Origin of the sequence: Streptomyces sp. NPDC059582 (genome assembly GCF_042735715.1) — a bacterium.
Classification (GTDB): Bacteria; Actinomycetota; Actinomycetes; order Streptomycetales; family Streptomycetaceae; genus Streptomyces.
Genome location: NZ_JBHWCC010000014.1, coordinates 125,594 through 141,461, shown reverse-complemented (window position 1 = coordinate 141,461; position 15,868 = coordinate 125,594). Strand labels below are relative to the sequence as shown.

At 72.5% G+C, this 15,868-nt stretch carries 12 protein-coding genes; 9 read left to right on the top strand and 3 right to left on the bottom strand.

Annotated elements, in window-relative coordinates; genetic code table 11:
- The first annotated feature begins 102 nt into the window (after positions 1-102).
- The 3 genes from ACFV0T_RS15345 (at position 103) to ACFV0T_RS15335 (ending at position 3,153) form a co-directional block, all read left to right on the top strand.
- Positions 103-1,128, top strand: a complete 1,026-nt coding sequence (locus tag ACFV0T_RS15345; protein WP_385778590.1) for a FecCD family ABC transporter permease — start codon at positions 103-105, stop codon at positions 1,126-1,128.
- A 65-nt stretch (positions 1,129-1,193) separates the two neighbouring features.
- Positions 1,194-2,249 (top strand): FecCD family ABC transporter permease, encoded by a 1,056-nt coding sequence (locus tag ACFV0T_RS15340; protein ID WP_385778588.1) that lies wholly within the window; start codon positions 1,194-1,196, stop codon positions 2,247-2,249.
- A 4-nt stretch (positions 2,250-2,253) separates the two neighbouring features.
- Positions 2,254-3,153 carry an ABC transporter ATP-binding protein gene (locus tag ACFV0T_RS15335; RefSeq protein WP_385778572.1) on the top strand — a complete coding sequence of 300 codons (900 nt, stop codon included), beginning with the start codon at positions 2,254-2,256 and terminating at the stop codon, positions 3,151-3,153.
- Positions 3,154-3,539: 386 nt separating this feature from the next.
- Here the strand turns inward: ACFV0T_RS15335 and ACFV0T_RS15330 are convergent, their stop codons facing one another.
- A complete protein-coding gene (locus ACFV0T_RS15330) occupies positions 3,540-4,487 on the bottom strand; it encodes a methionyl-tRNA formyltransferase (protein ID WP_385778586.1) in 948 nt (315 codons plus the stop codon).
- Between the two features lie 85 nt (positions 4,488-4,572).
- Between ACFV0T_RS15330 and ACFV0T_RS15325 the strand changes: the two genes are divergently transcribed.
- The 5 genes from ACFV0T_RS15325 (at position 4,573) to ACFV0T_RS15305 (ending at position 13,346) form a co-directional block, all read left to right on the top strand.
- Positions 4,573-5,919 carry a lysine N(6)-hydroxylase/L-ornithine N(5)-oxygenase family protein gene (locus ACFV0T_RS15325; protein ID WP_385778570.1) on the top strand — a complete coding sequence of 449 codons (1,347 nt, stop codon included), beginning with the start codon at positions 4,573-4,575 and terminating at the stop codon, positions 5,917-5,919.
- A 167-nt stretch (positions 5,920-6,086) separates the two neighbouring features.
- A complete protein-coding gene (locus tag ACFV0T_RS15320; RefSeq protein ID WP_385778568.1) occupies positions 6,087-7,781 on the top strand; it encodes an ABC transporter ATP-binding protein in 1,695 nt (564 codons plus the stop codon).
- Positions 7,778-9,616 carry an ABC transporter ATP-binding protein gene (locus ACFV0T_RS15315; RefSeq protein WP_385778566.1) on the top strand — a complete coding sequence of 613 codons (1,839 nt, stop codon included), beginning with the start codon at positions 7,778-7,780 and terminating at the stop codon, positions 9,614-9,616. Before ACFV0T_RS15320 ends, ACFV0T_RS15315 begins: the two co-directional genes overlap by 4 nt.
- 10 nt (positions 9,617-9,626) lie before the next feature.
- Positions 9,627-10,688: an iron-siderophore ABC transporter substrate-binding protein gene (locus ACFV0T_RS15310; RefSeq protein ID WP_385778564.1), complete on the top strand. Its 1,062-nt coding sequence runs from the start codon at positions 9,627-9,629 to the stop codon at positions 10,686-10,688.
- A 222-nt stretch (positions 10,689-10,910) separates the two neighbouring features.
- Positions 10,911-13,346, top strand: a complete 2,436-nt coding sequence (locus tag ACFV0T_RS15305; protein ID WP_385778562.1) for a SpoIIE family protein phosphatase — start codon at positions 10,911-10,913, stop codon at positions 13,344-13,346.
- A gap of 30 nt (positions 13,347-13,376) precedes the next feature.
- Here ACFV0T_RS15305 and ACFV0T_RS15300 read toward each other — a convergent pair whose 3' ends face one another.
- Positions 13,377-14,246 carry an SDR family NAD(P)-dependent oxidoreductase gene (locus ACFV0T_RS15300; RefSeq protein WP_385778560.1) on the bottom strand — a complete coding sequence of 290 codons (870 nt, stop codon included), beginning with the start codon at positions 14,244-14,246 and terminating at the stop codon, positions 13,377-13,379.
- Between the two features lie 80 nt (positions 14,247-14,326).
- Between ACFV0T_RS15300 and ACFV0T_RS15295 the strand changes: the two genes are divergently transcribed.
- The gene (locus ACFV0T_RS15295; RefSeq protein ID WP_385778558.1) at positions 14,327-15,016 is read left to right on the top strand and encodes a TetR family transcriptional regulator; all 690 of its coding nucleotides are present in this window, start codon (positions 14,327-14,329) and stop codon (positions 15,014-15,016) included.
- A gap of 96 nt (positions 15,017-15,112) precedes the next feature.
- Here the strand turns inward: ACFV0T_RS15295 and ACFV0T_RS15290 are convergent, their stop codons facing one another.
- A complete protein-coding gene (locus tag ACFV0T_RS15290) occupies positions 15,113-15,853 on the bottom strand; it encodes a class I SAM-dependent DNA methyltransferase (protein ID WP_385778556.1) in 741 nt (246 codons plus the stop codon).
- Positions 15,854-15,868 lie beyond the last annotated feature (15 nt).

Genomic DNA, 15,868 nt, shown 5'->3' with positions numbered 1-15,868 from the left:
AGGATTACCTAACCAAAAGCCCCTGGTCTCGGCGCGCGCCATCTCGCCCACTACGATTAAGGTCTGCCTAACCTAAGGGAGTTGGCTGTTGGAGACCGCACGGTGACCGGGGGCAAGCGGGTCCGCCCGGTCCTCCTCGTGGCGCTGCTGAGCGCCGCCCTGATCGGGCTCTGCCTGCTGTCGATCGCGGTGGGCGCGGCCGGGATCCCACTGGACCAGGTGCTACGGGCGCTGTTGGGCCGTCCGCCGAGCAGGCTCGTGGAGAACATCGTCTGGACGGCACGCGTGCCCCGCACCGCGCTGGGCCTCACCGCCGGGGCGGCCCTCGGGCTGTCCGGCGCGCTCATGCAGGCACTGACACGTAATCCGCTCGCCGATCCCGGGGTGCTCGGGGTGAGCGCCGGCGCCTCGTTCGCCATCGTGCTGGCCGTGGGGGTGCTGGGGCTCGGCTCCTTCCACGGATACGTCTGGTTCGCCTTCGCGGGCGCCCTCGCGGCGAGCGTGCTCGTCTACCTCCTCGGCAGGCTGGGGCGCTCCGGTCCGACCCCGGTCAAACTGGCGCTGGCGGGCGTCGCGGTGACCTCGATGCTGTCCTCCCTCACCAGCGCGATCGCGCTCACCGATCCGGACGCGCTGGACCGCTTCCGCTTCTGGTCGGCGGGATCGATGGCCGACCAGGACGGCGCCACGGTCCTGCGGATCCTGCCCTTCCTCGCCGTCGGCACCGTACTGGCCCTGGCCTGCGCCCCGGCACTCAACAGCCTGGCCCTGGGCGACGACGTGGCGGCCTCGCTCGGCCGGCGGCTGGGCCTGGTCCGGCTCCAGGGCGTCACCGCGATCACCCTGCTCACCGGCGCGGCGGTCGCGGTCATCGGCCCGGTCGTCTTCATCGGACTGGTCGTCCCGCACATCGCCCGGGTGCTGGCCCGGGCCGCCGGCATCGGCCCGGACCACCGCTGGCTGCTGCCGCTGTCGGCCGCGCTCGCCCCCTGCCTGCTGCTCACCGCGGACATCGTCGGCCGGATCGTCGCCCGGCCCACCGAGGTCCAGGCGGGGGTCGTCGTCGCCTTCATCGGCGGCCCGTTCTTCATCGCGCTGGTCCGCCGCCGGCGCCTGGCGGAGGTGTAGCCGTGCCCGACTCCCTCTCCGCCGCGGACACGGCGAAGTCGCCCGCGGACGCCGCCGGTTCACCCGTGCCGCACCTCCCCTCCTCCTTCCGTGCCTACCAGCTGACCGTGCCGCCCGTATCCGGGATGTTGCGACCCCGGCTGGTGGCACTGTGCCTGGTACTCGGCGCCGGCGCCTTCCTGCTGTTCTGCTGGGGCCTGACGATCGGCGACTACCCGATCTCGTTCACCGACGTCGTACGGGCCCTGGGCGGCGCCGGCGACCCCGGCACCGTACTGGTCGTGCAGGACCTGCGGCTGCCGCGCGCCCTCGTCGGACTTCTGGCCGGGATCGCCTTCGGTGTCTCCGGCGCGCTGTTCCAGACCATGACCCGCAATCCGCTGGCCAGCCCGGACATGATCGGCCTCACCCAGGGGGCCGGCACCGCCGTGGTCGCGGGACTCGTCCTCGGCTGGGACGCGGGCCTGGGCACCCAGACCCTCGGACTGTTCGGCGCGCTGGCCTCGGCGCTGCTCGTCTACGTCCTGGCCTGGCGGCACGGCACCACCGGCTACCGGATCATCCTGGTCGGCATCGGGGTGTCCTGGATGTGCGCCAGCGCCACCGACTACCTGATGGCCAAGGGCGGACGGTTCGAGGCGCAGGCCGCCCTCGGCTGGCTGGTGGGCAACCTCAACGGCCGTACCTGGGGCGAGACCCGGCCGCTCGCCGTCGCCCTGCTGGTCCTGCTGCCGACGGCGCTGCTGCTCGGCCGGCTGCTGCGCACCCTCCAGCTGGGCGACGACGTCGCCACCGGCCTCGGCACCCGGGTGCAGCCCGTACGGCTCGCCATCCTGCTCACCGGGGTGGGGCTGATCGCCTTCGCCACCGCGGCGGCCGGTCCCGTCGCCTTCGTGGCGCTGGCCGCCCCGCAGATCGCCCAACGGCTGGCGCGCACCGCCTGGCCGCCCACCGTCGCCTCGGGGTTCACCGGGGCCGTGGTGGTCCTGGGCAGCGACCTCATCGCCCGCACGCTCGTCTCCGGCACGGAACTGCCGGTCGGAATCGTCACCGGCGTCCTCGGCGCGCCGATCCTGCTCTGGCTGCTCGTCCGCGCCAACCGCGCGGGTTCAGGAGGTTGATCCCATGTCGGCTGATCCCCTGTCGGCTGATCCCTTGACGGCTGACCCGACCGATCCGACCGACCGCGGGCCGGCCGCCGGCCCGGACCTGCGGGCGAGCGGCCTGCGACTGGCCTACGACAGCCGGCTGGTGGTGGACGGCCTGGACCTGGTCGTCCCGCCGGGCCGGATCACCGCCATCGTCGGCGCCAACGCGTGCGGCAAGTCCACCCTGCTGCGCGCCCTGGCCCGGCTGCTCACCCCGCGGGCGGGCACCGTCCAACTGGACGGCCGGGCACTGCACTCGCTGCCGTCCAGGGAACTCGCCCAACGCCTGGGCATCCTGCCGCAGAGCCCGGTCGCGCCCGAGGGACTGACCGTCGTCGACCTGGTCAACCGCGGCCGCTCACCGCACCAGACCTGGTGGCGGCAGTGGTCGCGGGCCGACGAGCAGGCCGTGAAGCAGGCCTTGGCCGCCACCGGGATGACCGGCCTCGCGGATCGGCCGGTCGACGAGCTCTCCGGCGGACAGCGCCAGCGCGCCTGGATCGCCATGGCGGTCGCGCAGGGCACCGAGGTGCTGCTCCTGGACGAGCCGACGACGTATCTCGACCTGGCGCACCAGATCGACGTGCTGGACCTGATCACCGACCTCAACCGGCGGGAGAACCGCACCGTCGTGATGGTGCTGCACGATCTCAACCAGGCCTGCCGCTACGCCGACCACGTCGTCGCCATGAAGTCCGGACGGATCGCGGCCCAGGGCACCCCGGCCGAGGTCATCACCGTCGAAACGGTGGAGGACGTCTTCGACCTCAACTGCCGGATCACGACGGACCCGGTCAGCGACACCCCGCTGGTGATACCGATAGGGCGCCACCACGCGGCGCCCTCCCTGGAGGCGGCGACGCGGGCCGCGGACTGAGCGCGCCGCACGTCCCGGGTCCGGGGCGGTCGCACGGGCGCCCCGTCGACCATCCCCCGCCGCGCGCGGGCGGCTGTCCGGTCGCGTCCGGCAGGATCGTCGTGCCGGTCCCCGCCGCGCCGGACAGACCGTCCAGGAGGGCGTGCGAAACGCGGCCGTCGAGCACCCGGACGCGCCCACACCGGCGCGCACGGCCCGCAGGCACGCCTCCGTCTTGGGCGCCATGCAGTTCTGGGGCCGGCCTGGCGCAAGGGTGAGCACGTCCCGGGCGAAGGCGCGCCGGAGCGCGTCGTCGGTCATGGCGTGGTCGCCGTGCTTGACGACGACCGTACGGCCGCGCGGGGGAGCGAGTGGGGTGGCCCGGTCGGTGAGTCCGAGCGCGCCGCTCAGGGGCCGGCGGTGAGGTAGCCGCCCATGGTGCGGAAGTAGTCGGTCGCCGCGAACTCCGCGCCGTCCTCGGTGCGTACCCGCCGGACCAGCAGTCCGGGCAGCCGGCCGCTCCTGGCCTGGGCACCGGCGACGACGACGACGCCGTCGCCCTCCCGGATGAAGATCCGGCCCGGAGTGCCTCCGTAGCGGCCCTGCGACACCGCGGCCTCGACGACGCGGATCCGTTCGCCATGGTGGTGGGTGAAGGCGTTGGGGTACGGGTCGGACTGGGCACGCACCAGACGTTCCAGGTCCTCGGCCGGCCAGGTCCAGTCGATCCGGCTGTCCGCCAGGGACCGCTTGTGGAAGAAGCTCGCCCGGCTGCGGTCCTGTGGTATCCAGCGGGCCCTGCCGGAGGCGATCAGGTCGAGGGACTCCGTCACCACCGGCGTGATCAGGTCGACGGTGCGGTGGAACAGGTCGGTGACGGTGTCGGTGGCGCCGACCGGCACCGCCCGCTGCAACAGGATGTCGCCCGCGTCGAGTTCGGCGTTCATGCGGTGCGCGGTGACGCCGACCTCGCGCTCGCCGTTGATCAACGCCCAGATGAGGGGCGAGAAGCCCGCGTAGGCCGGCAGCAGCGAGTCGTGGACGTTGAGCGTGCCGTGCGGAGGGAGGTCGAAGACCTCCGGCGGCAGAACGGTACGCCAGTTGTTGGCGACGATGACGTCCGGCGCCGCGTCCCGCAGCGCGGCGAGGAGTTCGGGGTCGTCGGGCCGGTTGCGCAACAGCACCGGGATGCCGTGCTTCTCGGCGAGGTCCGCCACGGAGTCGTCCCAGATCTTCTCGTACGCGTGCTCGCTCTTGGGATGGGTGACCGCCAGCACCACCTCGTGGTCGGACTCCAGCAGAGCCTGGAGCGTGCGGTGCCCCCAGGTCTGATAGCCGAACATGACGACCCGCATAGTCGATCCTCTCACCGAGACCACCATTGCAAGGTAAGGCTAACCTTATTTACCATCAGGGGCGCCCAAGGGAAGGGAAGTTGCGGTGAACGCACTGCACGACGAACCTGACGCCATCCACGATGTGCTCGGCATAGGTTTTGGCCCGTCGAATCTCGCGCTGGCCATAGCAGTTGAGGAGCACAACGGCCGAGCCGCCCCCGAGGACCGGATCAGCGCGGGATTCCTGGAGCGGCAGCCCTCCTTCGGGTGGCACCGCGGGATGCTGATCGACGACGCGACGATGCAGGTCTCCTTCCTCAAGGACCTGGTCACGATGCGCGACCCGACCAGCGACTTCACCTTCCTGTGCTTCCTTCGGGAACGTGGCAGGCTGGTGGACTTCCTGAACGCGAAGACGCTCTTCCCGCTCCGGATCGAGTTCCACGAGTACTTCGCCTGGGCGGCGGCCCGGCTCTCGCACGTCGTCGAGTACGACGCCGAGGTCGTCTCCGTCGAGCCGGTGATGTCGGACGACGGCGAGGTCTGCTGGTTCGACGTGACCAGCCGTGTCCCCGGCGCCCCGGAACGCACCGTCGTCCGGCGGGCCCGCAATCTCTCGGTGGCCGTCGGCCTGGAGCCCCATCTGCCGCCGGGCACCGTCCTGTCGGACCGCATCTGGCACAACAGCGAACTCGTCCCGCGGGTGGGCGAGTTGGCCGGGTCCGGCGCCCCGGTCGGCCGTGTGCTGGTGCTCGGCGCGGGCCAGAGCGGAGCCGAGGCGGTGGACTATCTGCACCGGTCGTTCCCCGGGTCGGAGATCGTCGCGATCTTCGCCAAGTACGGGTACACGCCCGCCGACGACAGCCCCTTCGCCAATCGGATCTTCGATCCCGAGGCGGTGGACGTCTACTTCCGCTCGACACCGGAGGTGAAGCAGTCTCTGGTCGACTACCACCGCAGCACCAACTACTCGGTGGTCGACATGGATCTCATCGAGTCGCTGTACGCCACCATGTACCGCGAGAAGGTCCTCGGCCAGGAGCGCCTGCTGCTGCGCAACGTCTCCCGCATCCGGGACGTGCGCGCCCTGGAGGACCGGCTGGACGTCACGGTGGAGTACCTGCCCACCGGCGAGCGGGAGGTGGTCTCCGCCGACCTGCTCGTCCATGCGACCGGCTATCGCCCCAGAGACCTGGACTCCCTGCTGGGCAGGGCGTCGAAACTCTGCCTGCGGGACGACAAGGACGCCGTGCTCGTCGGCCGCGACCACCGGTTGGAGTTCTCCCCCGAGGTCACGGCCGGCATCTATGTGCAGGGCGCGACCGAACACACGCACGGCCTCACCTCCACCCTGCTGTCCACCACCGCCGTGCGCTCGGGCGAGATCCTCGACTCCCTGCTCGCCCACCGCGCGAGCGACACGGCCGCCAGGGCCGGCTGCACCGCCTGAACCAGCCGACGGGCGCCGCCCGTTGGCCTCGCGCAGGACGGCGCGCACCCGCGTACCGTCCTGCCGCGCACGGCCACTCCGCCTTCTCCCGCCCACACCGAGCCAAGCACTCGTACTTAAGGTAGCCTCGCCTAAGTTTGCCGCCGTCCGATCCCGGAGGGGTGTGGATGAGTCCTTCATATCCGTCGGGACGCGACGTCCTGCGCGAGGCGGTCGGACGCCAGCGCGGACGCGTCGCGCTCAGCGCCCTCCTCGGCTCCGGACACCAGATCGGCGAGGCCCTCGTGCCGGCCCTGATCGGCGTCGTGATCGACCGGGCCGTCACCCGGTCCGACACCGGCGCCCTCGTCCTGTGGCTCGCGGTCCTCGCCGTGGTCTACACCGGACTGGCCCTGAGCTTCCGCTTCGGCGCCCGGGCCGGCGAACTCGCCGCCGTCCAGGCCGAACACACCCTGCGCGGCGCCCTCGTACGACGGGTTCTGCACCCCGGCGGCGGAGCGGAGGAGGGCCGGCTGCCCGGAGCACTCGCCAACGTCGCCACCGAGGACGCCAAGCGGGTCGGCGCCGTCAACCTGGCGCTGATGTCCGGGATCTCGGCCCTGGTCGGCATCGCGACCTGTGCCGTCGTCCTGCTGCGCATCTCGGTCACCCTCGGCCTGGTGGTGCTGCTCGGCACTCCTGTGCTGATGTGGCTGGGACATCTGCTGAGCAAACCGCTGGAGACCCGCAGCGAGACCGAGCAGGAGCGCGCGGCCCACGCCGCGGCCGTCGCCGCCGACCTGGTCACCGGGCTCCGCGTACTCAAGGGCATCGGCGGCGAGTCGACTGCCATCGCCCGCTACCGCACCACCAGCCGCGACTCCCTGCGGGCGACCCTGCGCGCGGCCCGGGCCCAGGCCTTCCAGAGCGGCATGGTGCTCGCGCTGACCGGCTGCCTGATCGCCGCCGTCGCCCTGGTCGGCGGCCGCCTGGCCGCTCAGGGCGGCATCAGCCTGGGCCAGTTGGTGTCGGCGGTCGGGCTCGCCCTGTTCCTGATCGGCCCGCTGGAGGTACTCGCCTGGGTCAACGCCGAGCTGGCCCAGGGCCGCGCCTCGGCCGCCCGGATCGCGGAGGTCCTGGCCGTCCCGCCCGCCGTCACTGCGGGCGGCGGCCCGCTGCCGCAACCGGTGCGCGGCGCCGTACGGCTCAGCGGCCTCAGCCACGGCGGGCTGCACGAGGTGGACCTGGACATCGAGCCCGGCGAGTTGCTCGGCGTGGTCGCGACCGACCCGGCGCACGCGGCGGATCTGCTTCGTTGCCTGGCCCGGCGGACCGACCCCGACGCCGGAACAGTGGAACTGGACGGCGTGCCCCTGCGGGACCTGGACCCCGCCGAGATCCGCACGGCGCTGCTCGTGGCCGAGCACGACGCGGATCTCTTCGAAGGTACCGTCCACGGCAACGTCACGTCCGCCGCCCCCGCGTGCGGCGACCCGGAACCGGCGATGGCGGCGGCCGGAGTGGCCCAGGTCGCCGAGGCACTGCCGGACGGCGCCCGCACGGCGGTCAGCGAGCGCGGCCGCTCCCTGTCCGGCGGGCAGCGCCAACGGGTCGCCCTGGCCCGCGCGTTGGCGGCCGACCGACCCGTGCTCGTGGTCCACGATCCGACCACCGCGGTCGACGCGGTCACCGAGGCCCTGATCGCCTCGGGCATCCGCGAGATCCGCAAGGGCCGCACCACGGTACTCGTGACGACCAGCCCCGCACTGCTCTCGGTCACCGACCGGGTGGTACTCATCCACGCCGGACGGGTCACCGACACGGCCTCGCACGCCGACCTGGTACGCCGTCACGAGACCTACCGCTCGGCGGTCCTGGCATGAGCGACACCTCGGCGCGCCCGGACGAGGAGACGATGAACGCCCGCGAGCTGCTGCCCACCGCGACCCCGGCCGAGACCCACGCCGCGGTCCGCGAACTGGTGCGCCCGCACCGGGGACCGGCCGTCGGCGCCTTCGCGGCGATGCTCGCGGCCACCGCCGTCGGGCTGCTCGTCCAGCCGTTGCTGGGACGCCTGGTGGACCTGGTGGCCGAGCGGCGGCCGCCCGGGGATCTCACTCTTCCAGTGGTCCTGCTGGTCCTGGTCGCCGTCACCCAGGGCGCCACCACCGCGCTCGGTCTGTCGCTGACCTCCGGACTCGGCGAGACCGTACTCGCCCGGCTGCGCGAGCGGTTCGTGGATCGGGCCCTTCGGCTGCCGCTGGAGCAGGTGGAGAAGGCGGGCACGGGAGATCTCAGCGCCCGCGTCACCCGGGACGTCTCGGTGGTCGGCGAGGCCGTACGCTCCGCCCTGCCCGAACTCGCGCGCTCCCTGCTGGCCATCGTGCTGACCCTGATCGCGATGGCGGCGCTGGACTGGCGCTTCCTGCTCGCCGCCCTGATCTCGGTCCCCGTCCAGGCGCACACCGCCCGCTGGTACGTGCGCAACGCCGTGCCGCTCTACGCCCGGCAGCGGATCGCCACCGGCGACCAGCAGCAACAGCTGCTGGACACCATCGCCGGCGCCGGCACCGTACGGGCGTTCCGGCTGGAGGAGCAGCACACCGCACAGGTCACCGAACGTTCCTCGGCCGCCGTCGAGTTGACGATGCGCGGGGTACAGCTGGTGCTGCGCTTCTACAACCGGCTGCATGTCGCGGAGTACACGGGACTCGCCGCGGTGCTGGTCACCGGGTTCCTGCTGGTGCGCGGCGGATCCGTGTCCCTCGGCACCGCGACCGCCGCGGCCCTCTATTTCCACAGTCTGTTCACGCCGGTGAACTCGGCGCTGGTGCTGCTCGACGACGCCCAGTCGGCCACGGCCGCGCTCGCCCGGCTGGTCGGGGTCGCCGACCGGGCCGCCACCGGGGAGGACCGGCGGCCGGTCGCCGCGTCCCGGACGTTCGACCCCGACGCGGCTCCCGGGACGGTCGGCGTGCACGGCGTCCACCACGCGTACGAGCCCGGCAGGCCGGTGCTGCGGGAGATCGACCTGACGCTCCGGCCCGGGGAACGGGTGGCCCTGGTCGGCCCGAGCGGCGCGGGCAAGACCACCCTCGCCAAACTCGTCGCCGGAGTGCACCGGCCGACGTCCGGCTCGGTACGGCTGGCCGGCCCCGGCCCGTCCGGCCATGACCTGCCGGTGGCCCTGGTCACCCAGGAGACACACGTGTTCGCCGGGTCGCTCAGCGAGGATCTGCGCCTGGCCCGGGCCGCGGCCTCCGACGACGAACTGCGCGCGGCGCTGGCCGTGGTCGACGCGCTGGACTGGGCCGAGGCGCTGCCGCGGGGACTCGACACGGTCGTGGGCGAAGGGGGCCACCGCCTGACTCCCGCCCAGGTCCAGCAACTCGCGCTGGCCCGCCTGGTGTTGGCCGATCCGCCGGTGGCCGTGCTCGACGAGGCCACGGCCGAGGCCGGCAGCACCGGCGCCCGGGTGCTGGAGAAGGCCGCCGCCCGGGCCGTCGAGGGCCGCACGGCACTCGTCGTCGCCCATCGCCTCACCCAGGCCGCCGCAGCGGACCGGGTCGTCGTCATGGAGGACGGCCGGATCGTGGAGAGCGGCACCCACGACGAGCTGTGCGCGGCGGACGGGACCTACGCCTCCCTCTGGCAGGCGTGGTCCGGCACGCGCGCGACAGCCGACCAGCCCCACACTCCGCCACCGCCCCGACCATGAAGGACCACTGATGCTCGGCTCTCTCCGAGGCACACGGCTCGCCGCGGCGCTCGCCTCCGTACTGATGCTCTTCGCCACCGTCGCGGCCTGCGGCTCCTCAGGGAGCTCCGAGGCCGGTTCCGAGAAGACCACGGCCGCCGCGAGCAAGGCCTTCCCCGTGACCATCGCGCACAAGTACGGCAGCACCACCGTCGAGGCCGAACCCCAGCGGATCGTCACGGTCGGCCTGACCGACCAGGACGCCGTGCTCGCCCTGGGCAAGGTTCCCGTCGGCACCACCGAGTGGCTCGGCGGCTACAAGGGCGCCATCGGCCCCTGGGCCGCCGACAAGCTGGGCGACGCGGCGACGCCGACCGTACTGAAGGACACCGGCACCGGCCCGCAGACCGAGAAGATCGCGGCGCTGCGCCCGGACCTGATCCTCGCGGTCTACGGCGGCCTCACCGAGGCGCAGTACGACACCCTGTCGAAGTTCGCCCCGGTGGTGGCCCAGCCGAAGGAGTACAACGACTACGGGGTGCCGTGGCAGCAGCAGACCGAGATCATCGGCAAGGCGCTCGGCCAGGAGGCGAAGGCCACGTCGCTGGTGAGCGGCGTGGAGGCCGACTTCGAGGCCGCGACCGCGAAGAACCCGGTGTTCACCGAGTCCAGCGGTGTCGTGGCCACCCCGTACGAGGGCATCTTCGTCTTCGGCAGCCAGGACCCCCGCTCGCGCGTCCTCACCGATCTCGGCTTCACGCTGCCGTCCGACCTGGACAAGGTCATCGGTGACGAGTTCGGTGCCAACATCAGCAAGGAGCGCACCGACCTGCTGGACACCGACGCCGTCGTGTGGATCGCGGCCGACCCGGCCAAGGACGAGGCCAAGCTCCACAAGGACGCCCTGTACGGCGACCTCGAGGTGGCCCGGCAGAACCGTGAGGTCTACCTCAAGGAGAGCAGCGACTACGGCAACTCCGTCTCGTTCGTGACGGTGCTGAGCCTGCCGTACATGCTCGACCGGCTGGTGCCGCAGCTGGCGGCGGCCGTCGACGGCGACCCGGCGACGAAGGTGCCCGCACCGGCGGCCTGAGCACACCCGGCCGAACCGGCGCACCGCGGCCGGGACACCGAGACACCGCGGCCGGGAAAACCGACGCACACCGGCCGGGGACACGGACCACCCGTTCCCCGGCCGCGATCGTCCCCGTGACCCGCAGTGGTGGCCTGATCTACTGAAGGGCGTCCCCTCGTGAGACGCTTGAAACAGGCGGTGCCGCACATGCTCGGGGTGCCTCATCGCGCGAGGAGCGAGATGAGCACCTCCAACGTTCGCCTCGACGACGGGTCATCCGTTCTGGACGCCCTGGCCACCGCGGTGCTCGATGAGCGGGGTACCGTGCTGCGCTGGTCGCCCGCGGCGGCGCGGCTGCTGGGACACACGGCGGCGGCGGTCTGCGGCCACCCGGTCCGGGACCTGGTCGTCGGCACCCCTGACCTCGCCCGCGCGGTCCCGCCGGCGGATCCCCGGGCGCCGGCCGCGGGCCGGGCGCTGCTGCGGCACCGGGACGGCGGCACCGTCGATGTCGTCTTCAGGGTGACAACGCTGGAGGGGACCGCCGAACTGCTGGTCCTGGCGGCCCCCACCGCGTGGGTGAGCGAGCAGGAACAAGCCGTCTCGCTGCTGCACGCGTTGCTGTCGCAGGTCCGGATCGGCATGGCCATCCACGACACGGATCTGAATCTCGTACGGACCAACGCCACCGCAGAGATGTTCGGCGGCCCGCCGCTGCCGCCCGGCAGCCGGCTGCGCGAGGTACTCAGGGCGGAGGACGCCGACACCGTCGAGACCGCGCTGCGGCTGGTGCTGGAGTCGGGCGCGCCGCAGATCCTCCGGGACCAGCGGATCAGGTCGTCCGAGGTCCCCGGGCGGGAATGGGACATGTCGATCTCCGCCTTCCGGCTCGAGAACGCGCACGGGACCCCGACGGGGATCGCGGTGGTGTTCCTGGACACCACCGCGGAGCTACGGGCCCGACGGGACCTGAACCTGCTGCGCGAGGCCGCGGCCCGCATCGACAGTTCGCTGGATGTCGAGCGCACCGCGCAGGAGCTGACGAAGGTGGTCGTCCCGGTCCTCGGCGACCACGCGATCGTCGACCTCGCCGAGGCCGTGCTCAGCGGTGAGGTTCCGCCGAAGTGGCCGGGCGGCGGAAATCCCCATCTGCGTGTGGTGGCCTCGGCCACCGGCTGGTGGCCGCCGCGCGTGCGGCAGGGTGATGTCCTGCCCCCGCTCCCCGACCACCCGTTCCTGCGGCGTGCCCAGCGCGGCGAGGTGGTCATCCTGAGCCGCGACGAGGTCTGCGGCGCGCTCGGCGATCCGGAGCTGGTCGCGTCGCTCGTCCCGGAGGACCTGCACTCCGTGATGATCACGTCGTTGACGGCGCGCGGCCACACGCTCGGCGACGTGTCGGTCTGGCGGGTGGGGTCGTCCGAACCGTTCACCCGGCAGGAGGCCGACCTGCTGAGGGAGATCGCCTCCCGGGGCGCGCTGGCCGTCGACAACGCCCGCCGCTACACGCGGGAGCACCGCGCGGCCATGGCGCTCCAGCAGCGCATGCTGCCGCCACCGACGACCGACACCCCGGCGGCGGAGACCGCGGGCATCTACCGGCCCGCGGGCGGCGGGGCGGAGATCGCCGGCGACTGGTTCGACGCCATCCGGCTGCCCTCGCTGCGGCTCGCCCTGGTCGTCGGGGACGTGGCGGGGCACGGCCTGGCGGCCACCGCCACGATGGGGCGCCTGCGCACCGCCGTCCACACCCTCGCCGACCTGGAACTGGAGCCCGACGAGCTGCTCACCCGGCTCGGCGATCTGGTCCAGCGCCTGACGGCCGAGGCACCCGGCGGCCCTCAGGACACGGTCGGCGCCACGTGCCTGTACGCCGTCTACGATCCGGTCACCTGCCGCTGTGTCCTCGCCAGTGCCGGGCATCCGCCGCCCGTGGTGACGCGATCCGACGGCACCACGCGGCTCGTCCAGCTCTCTCCCGGCCCTCCGCTGGGGGTGGGCGGCCTGCCCTTCGAGAACACGTCGATCGACGTCGAGCCGGGCAGCCTGGTCACCCTGTACACCAAGGGCCTCATCAACCGCGGCAACGGCGTCGACAGCGGGCTGCGCAACCTGATGGACACCCTCACCTCGCGGTGCCGTCCCAGTGATCCGCTGCCGGACACCGGCCGTGCCATCCTCAGGGGACTCGGCGACCAGCCGACCCGTGACGACACCGCGCTGCTGCTGGCCCGCACCCGGGCCGTGCCGATGGAGAACACGGCCCGCTGGGAGTTCCCCGCCGACCCGGCCGTGGTGGCCGACGCCCGGGAGGCGGCGACCCGGCAGCTGGCCGCCTGGGGCGTCGACCAGCTCGCCTTCAGCACCGAGCTCGTGGTCAGTGAGCTGGTCACCAACGCCGTCCGGCACGCCTGCGGGCCCGTCCGGCTCCGCCTCATCCGTGATGACGTACTGGTGTGCGAGGTCACCGACCCCAGCAACACGCAGCCCCGGCTGCGGCGCGCCCGCACGACCGACGAGGGCGGGCGCGGGCTGTTCCTGGTGGCCCAGCTCACCACCCGCTGGGGCTGCCGGTACGGGCAGCACGGCAAGACCATCTGGACGGAACAGCCCCTGCCCGAACCGGACGGCGCGCGCGGCGTCGCCGTCGCCGTCGCGGACCAGGCCGCCCTCGGCTGACGGAGACCGGCGCGAGGCGCGGAGCGGGTGTCACGCGGGCGAGTCGGCGGGGAAGGGGGCGGGGTAGGGCTCGGCGAAGTCGGCCGAGCGGGCGACCTCGCGCCACTTCAGGTCCGCTTCGAGGAGTCCGCGGTCCAGCATGACGGCCCCTTCGGCCGCGTTGACGCCCAGGGGCAGGTTGTGCGGGATGTCGCGCCGCTTGGCGACCTGGACGAGGATCTCTGCGGCCCGGACGGGATCGCCCGCGGGTCCCTCGCCGTTCTGCCGCAGACGCGCGTTGAGGGCGCCGACCGTCTCGGCGTACTCCTGCGGGATGTCGTGGACGACCATCGAGGATCCGGCCCAGTCGGTACGGAATCCGCTGGGTTCGACGACCAGGACCCGCACGCCGAACGGGGCGGTCTCGGCGCGCAGCACGCGGCTGAAACCGTCGATGGCGAACTTGGCCGCCTGGTAGGAGGCGATCCCCGCAGAGCCGCCGACCCTGCCGCCCATGGACGAGAACTGCATGACCAGCCCGCCCTTCTGCGCGCGCAGAAGCGGTATCGCGGCCTTCGTGACGTTGTACACGCCCCAGAAGTTCGTCTCGAACTGCGCGCGGAAGTCGGCGTCCTCGGTGGTCTCGATCGGCGAGACGTTGGCGTACCCGGCGTTGTTCACCAGGACGTCGATCCGGCCGAAGCGCTCGCGCGCCTCGGCGAGGGCCGCGCGAGCCGCCTCGGGGTCGGTCACGTCGAACGCGATCGGGCGGATCCGGTCGCCGAACTGCTCGACGAGGTCGTCCAGTTGCTCGGGGCGGCGGGCGGTGGCGGCCACGAGGTCGCCGGCTTCGAGGGCCGCGCGAACGAGGGTACGGCCGAAGCCGCGGGAGGAACCTGTGATGAACCATGTCTGCTGCATGGAATTAGTGAAACAGTGTTGCGCTAATAACGCAACACCGTTCCGCTAATAACAGAACGCTGTTCCACTACCATGGGCGCGTGGCTACCTCCGAGTTTCAGCGCGCCCGCTCACCCGAGGCCAAGCGCCTGCGCGAGGCGTCGATCCTGGAGGCCGCCCGGGAGCTCGGACGGGAGCACGGCATCAGGAACGTCACCCTGACGGACATCGCCACCGCGGTCGCGATGCACAAGTCGGCCCTGCTGCGGTACTTCGAGACGCGCGAGGAGATCTTCCTGCGCCTGACCGCCGAGGGCTGGCAGGAGTGGTCGCGGGCGCTCTCCGCGCGACTGCGCGAGAGTGCGGACACCGATCCGGGCCCGGCAGCCGTGGCGCAGGCGTTCGCCGCCACGCTCGCCGCCCGTGGCATGTTCTGCGACCTGCTCGCCCACGCGCCGCTCAACCTCGAGCGCAAGGTCTCGCTCGACGCGGTGCGCGACTTCAAGCTCGCCACGCTCGCGGCCCGTGAGCCGATCGTCGAGGCCGCCCGCGAGCATCTGCCCGGACTGAGCGACGACGACAGCGTCGACCTGATCGCGACCGCCGTCGCGCTGGCCGGGGCGATGTGGCAGATCGCGAATCCGGGTGCGGAGGTCGCCGCCCTCTACCGCAGCGACCCCCGTCTCGCCCACGCCGTCGTGGAGGTCGAGCCCCGTATCGCCCGGATCCTGACCGCGACGATCAGCGGGATGACCGGTCGGCGGCCCGACCGGCCGACGTCGCCCGCCTGACCTCTCCGAGCCGCCCGAGCCCCCCTCCCGCCGCCGATGGTCGCAGTCCGGACCGAAGTCGGGTCGAGCACCCGGTCGGGCTCGGGGCGACCGGGATCAGTCGGCGGGTTTCTCCCAGACCGAGACGTGCCGGCGGCTCTCGCCGGTGAAGGCCTCCCGCGTCCATCCGGCCCAGCGCTCCCGCGGGCGCAGCCCCGCGAGCTGGGCCATCAGGTCGAGTTCCGAGGGCCACACGTACCGGAAGGGAATCGACCTGTACGTGCCTCGGCCGTCGACGACCTCCACGTAGTTCGAGCTCGTCGCCTGGGTGGCGGGGTCGTAGACGTCGAAGGCCCATCGTGTCGGACTCACGTGGAAGGGCACGACGTTCTGTCCGACGGGGAGCTTGCGCAGTTCGGGAATCATGACCTCGACGGCGAAACAGCCGCCCGGTTCCAGGTGGGCCGCCACGTTGCGGAAACAGGCCACCTGCCCGGCCTGCGTCGTCAGATTCATGATCGTGTTGAAGAGCAGGTACGCGACCGAGAACGTCCCGTCCACCCTCGTCGTCGCGAAGTCACCGATCGTGACGCCGATCGCGGCACCGCCCGGCTTGTCCCGCAGCCGCGCGACCATCGCCCGGGACAGGTCGATGCCGTGGACGGGGACTCCGCGGCTCGCCAGGGGCAGCGCGATGCGGCCCGTCCCGATGCCCAGCTCCAGGGCCCGGCCACCGCCGGCCAGCGCTGCCAGGAAGTCGACCGTGGCGTCCACGACACTCGGCTCGAACATGTCCGCCGACGACTCGTCGTAGGCCGCCGCCACCCGCTCTCCGAAGTAACCGTCCTCATCGTCCATCGCGCGACCGTACTG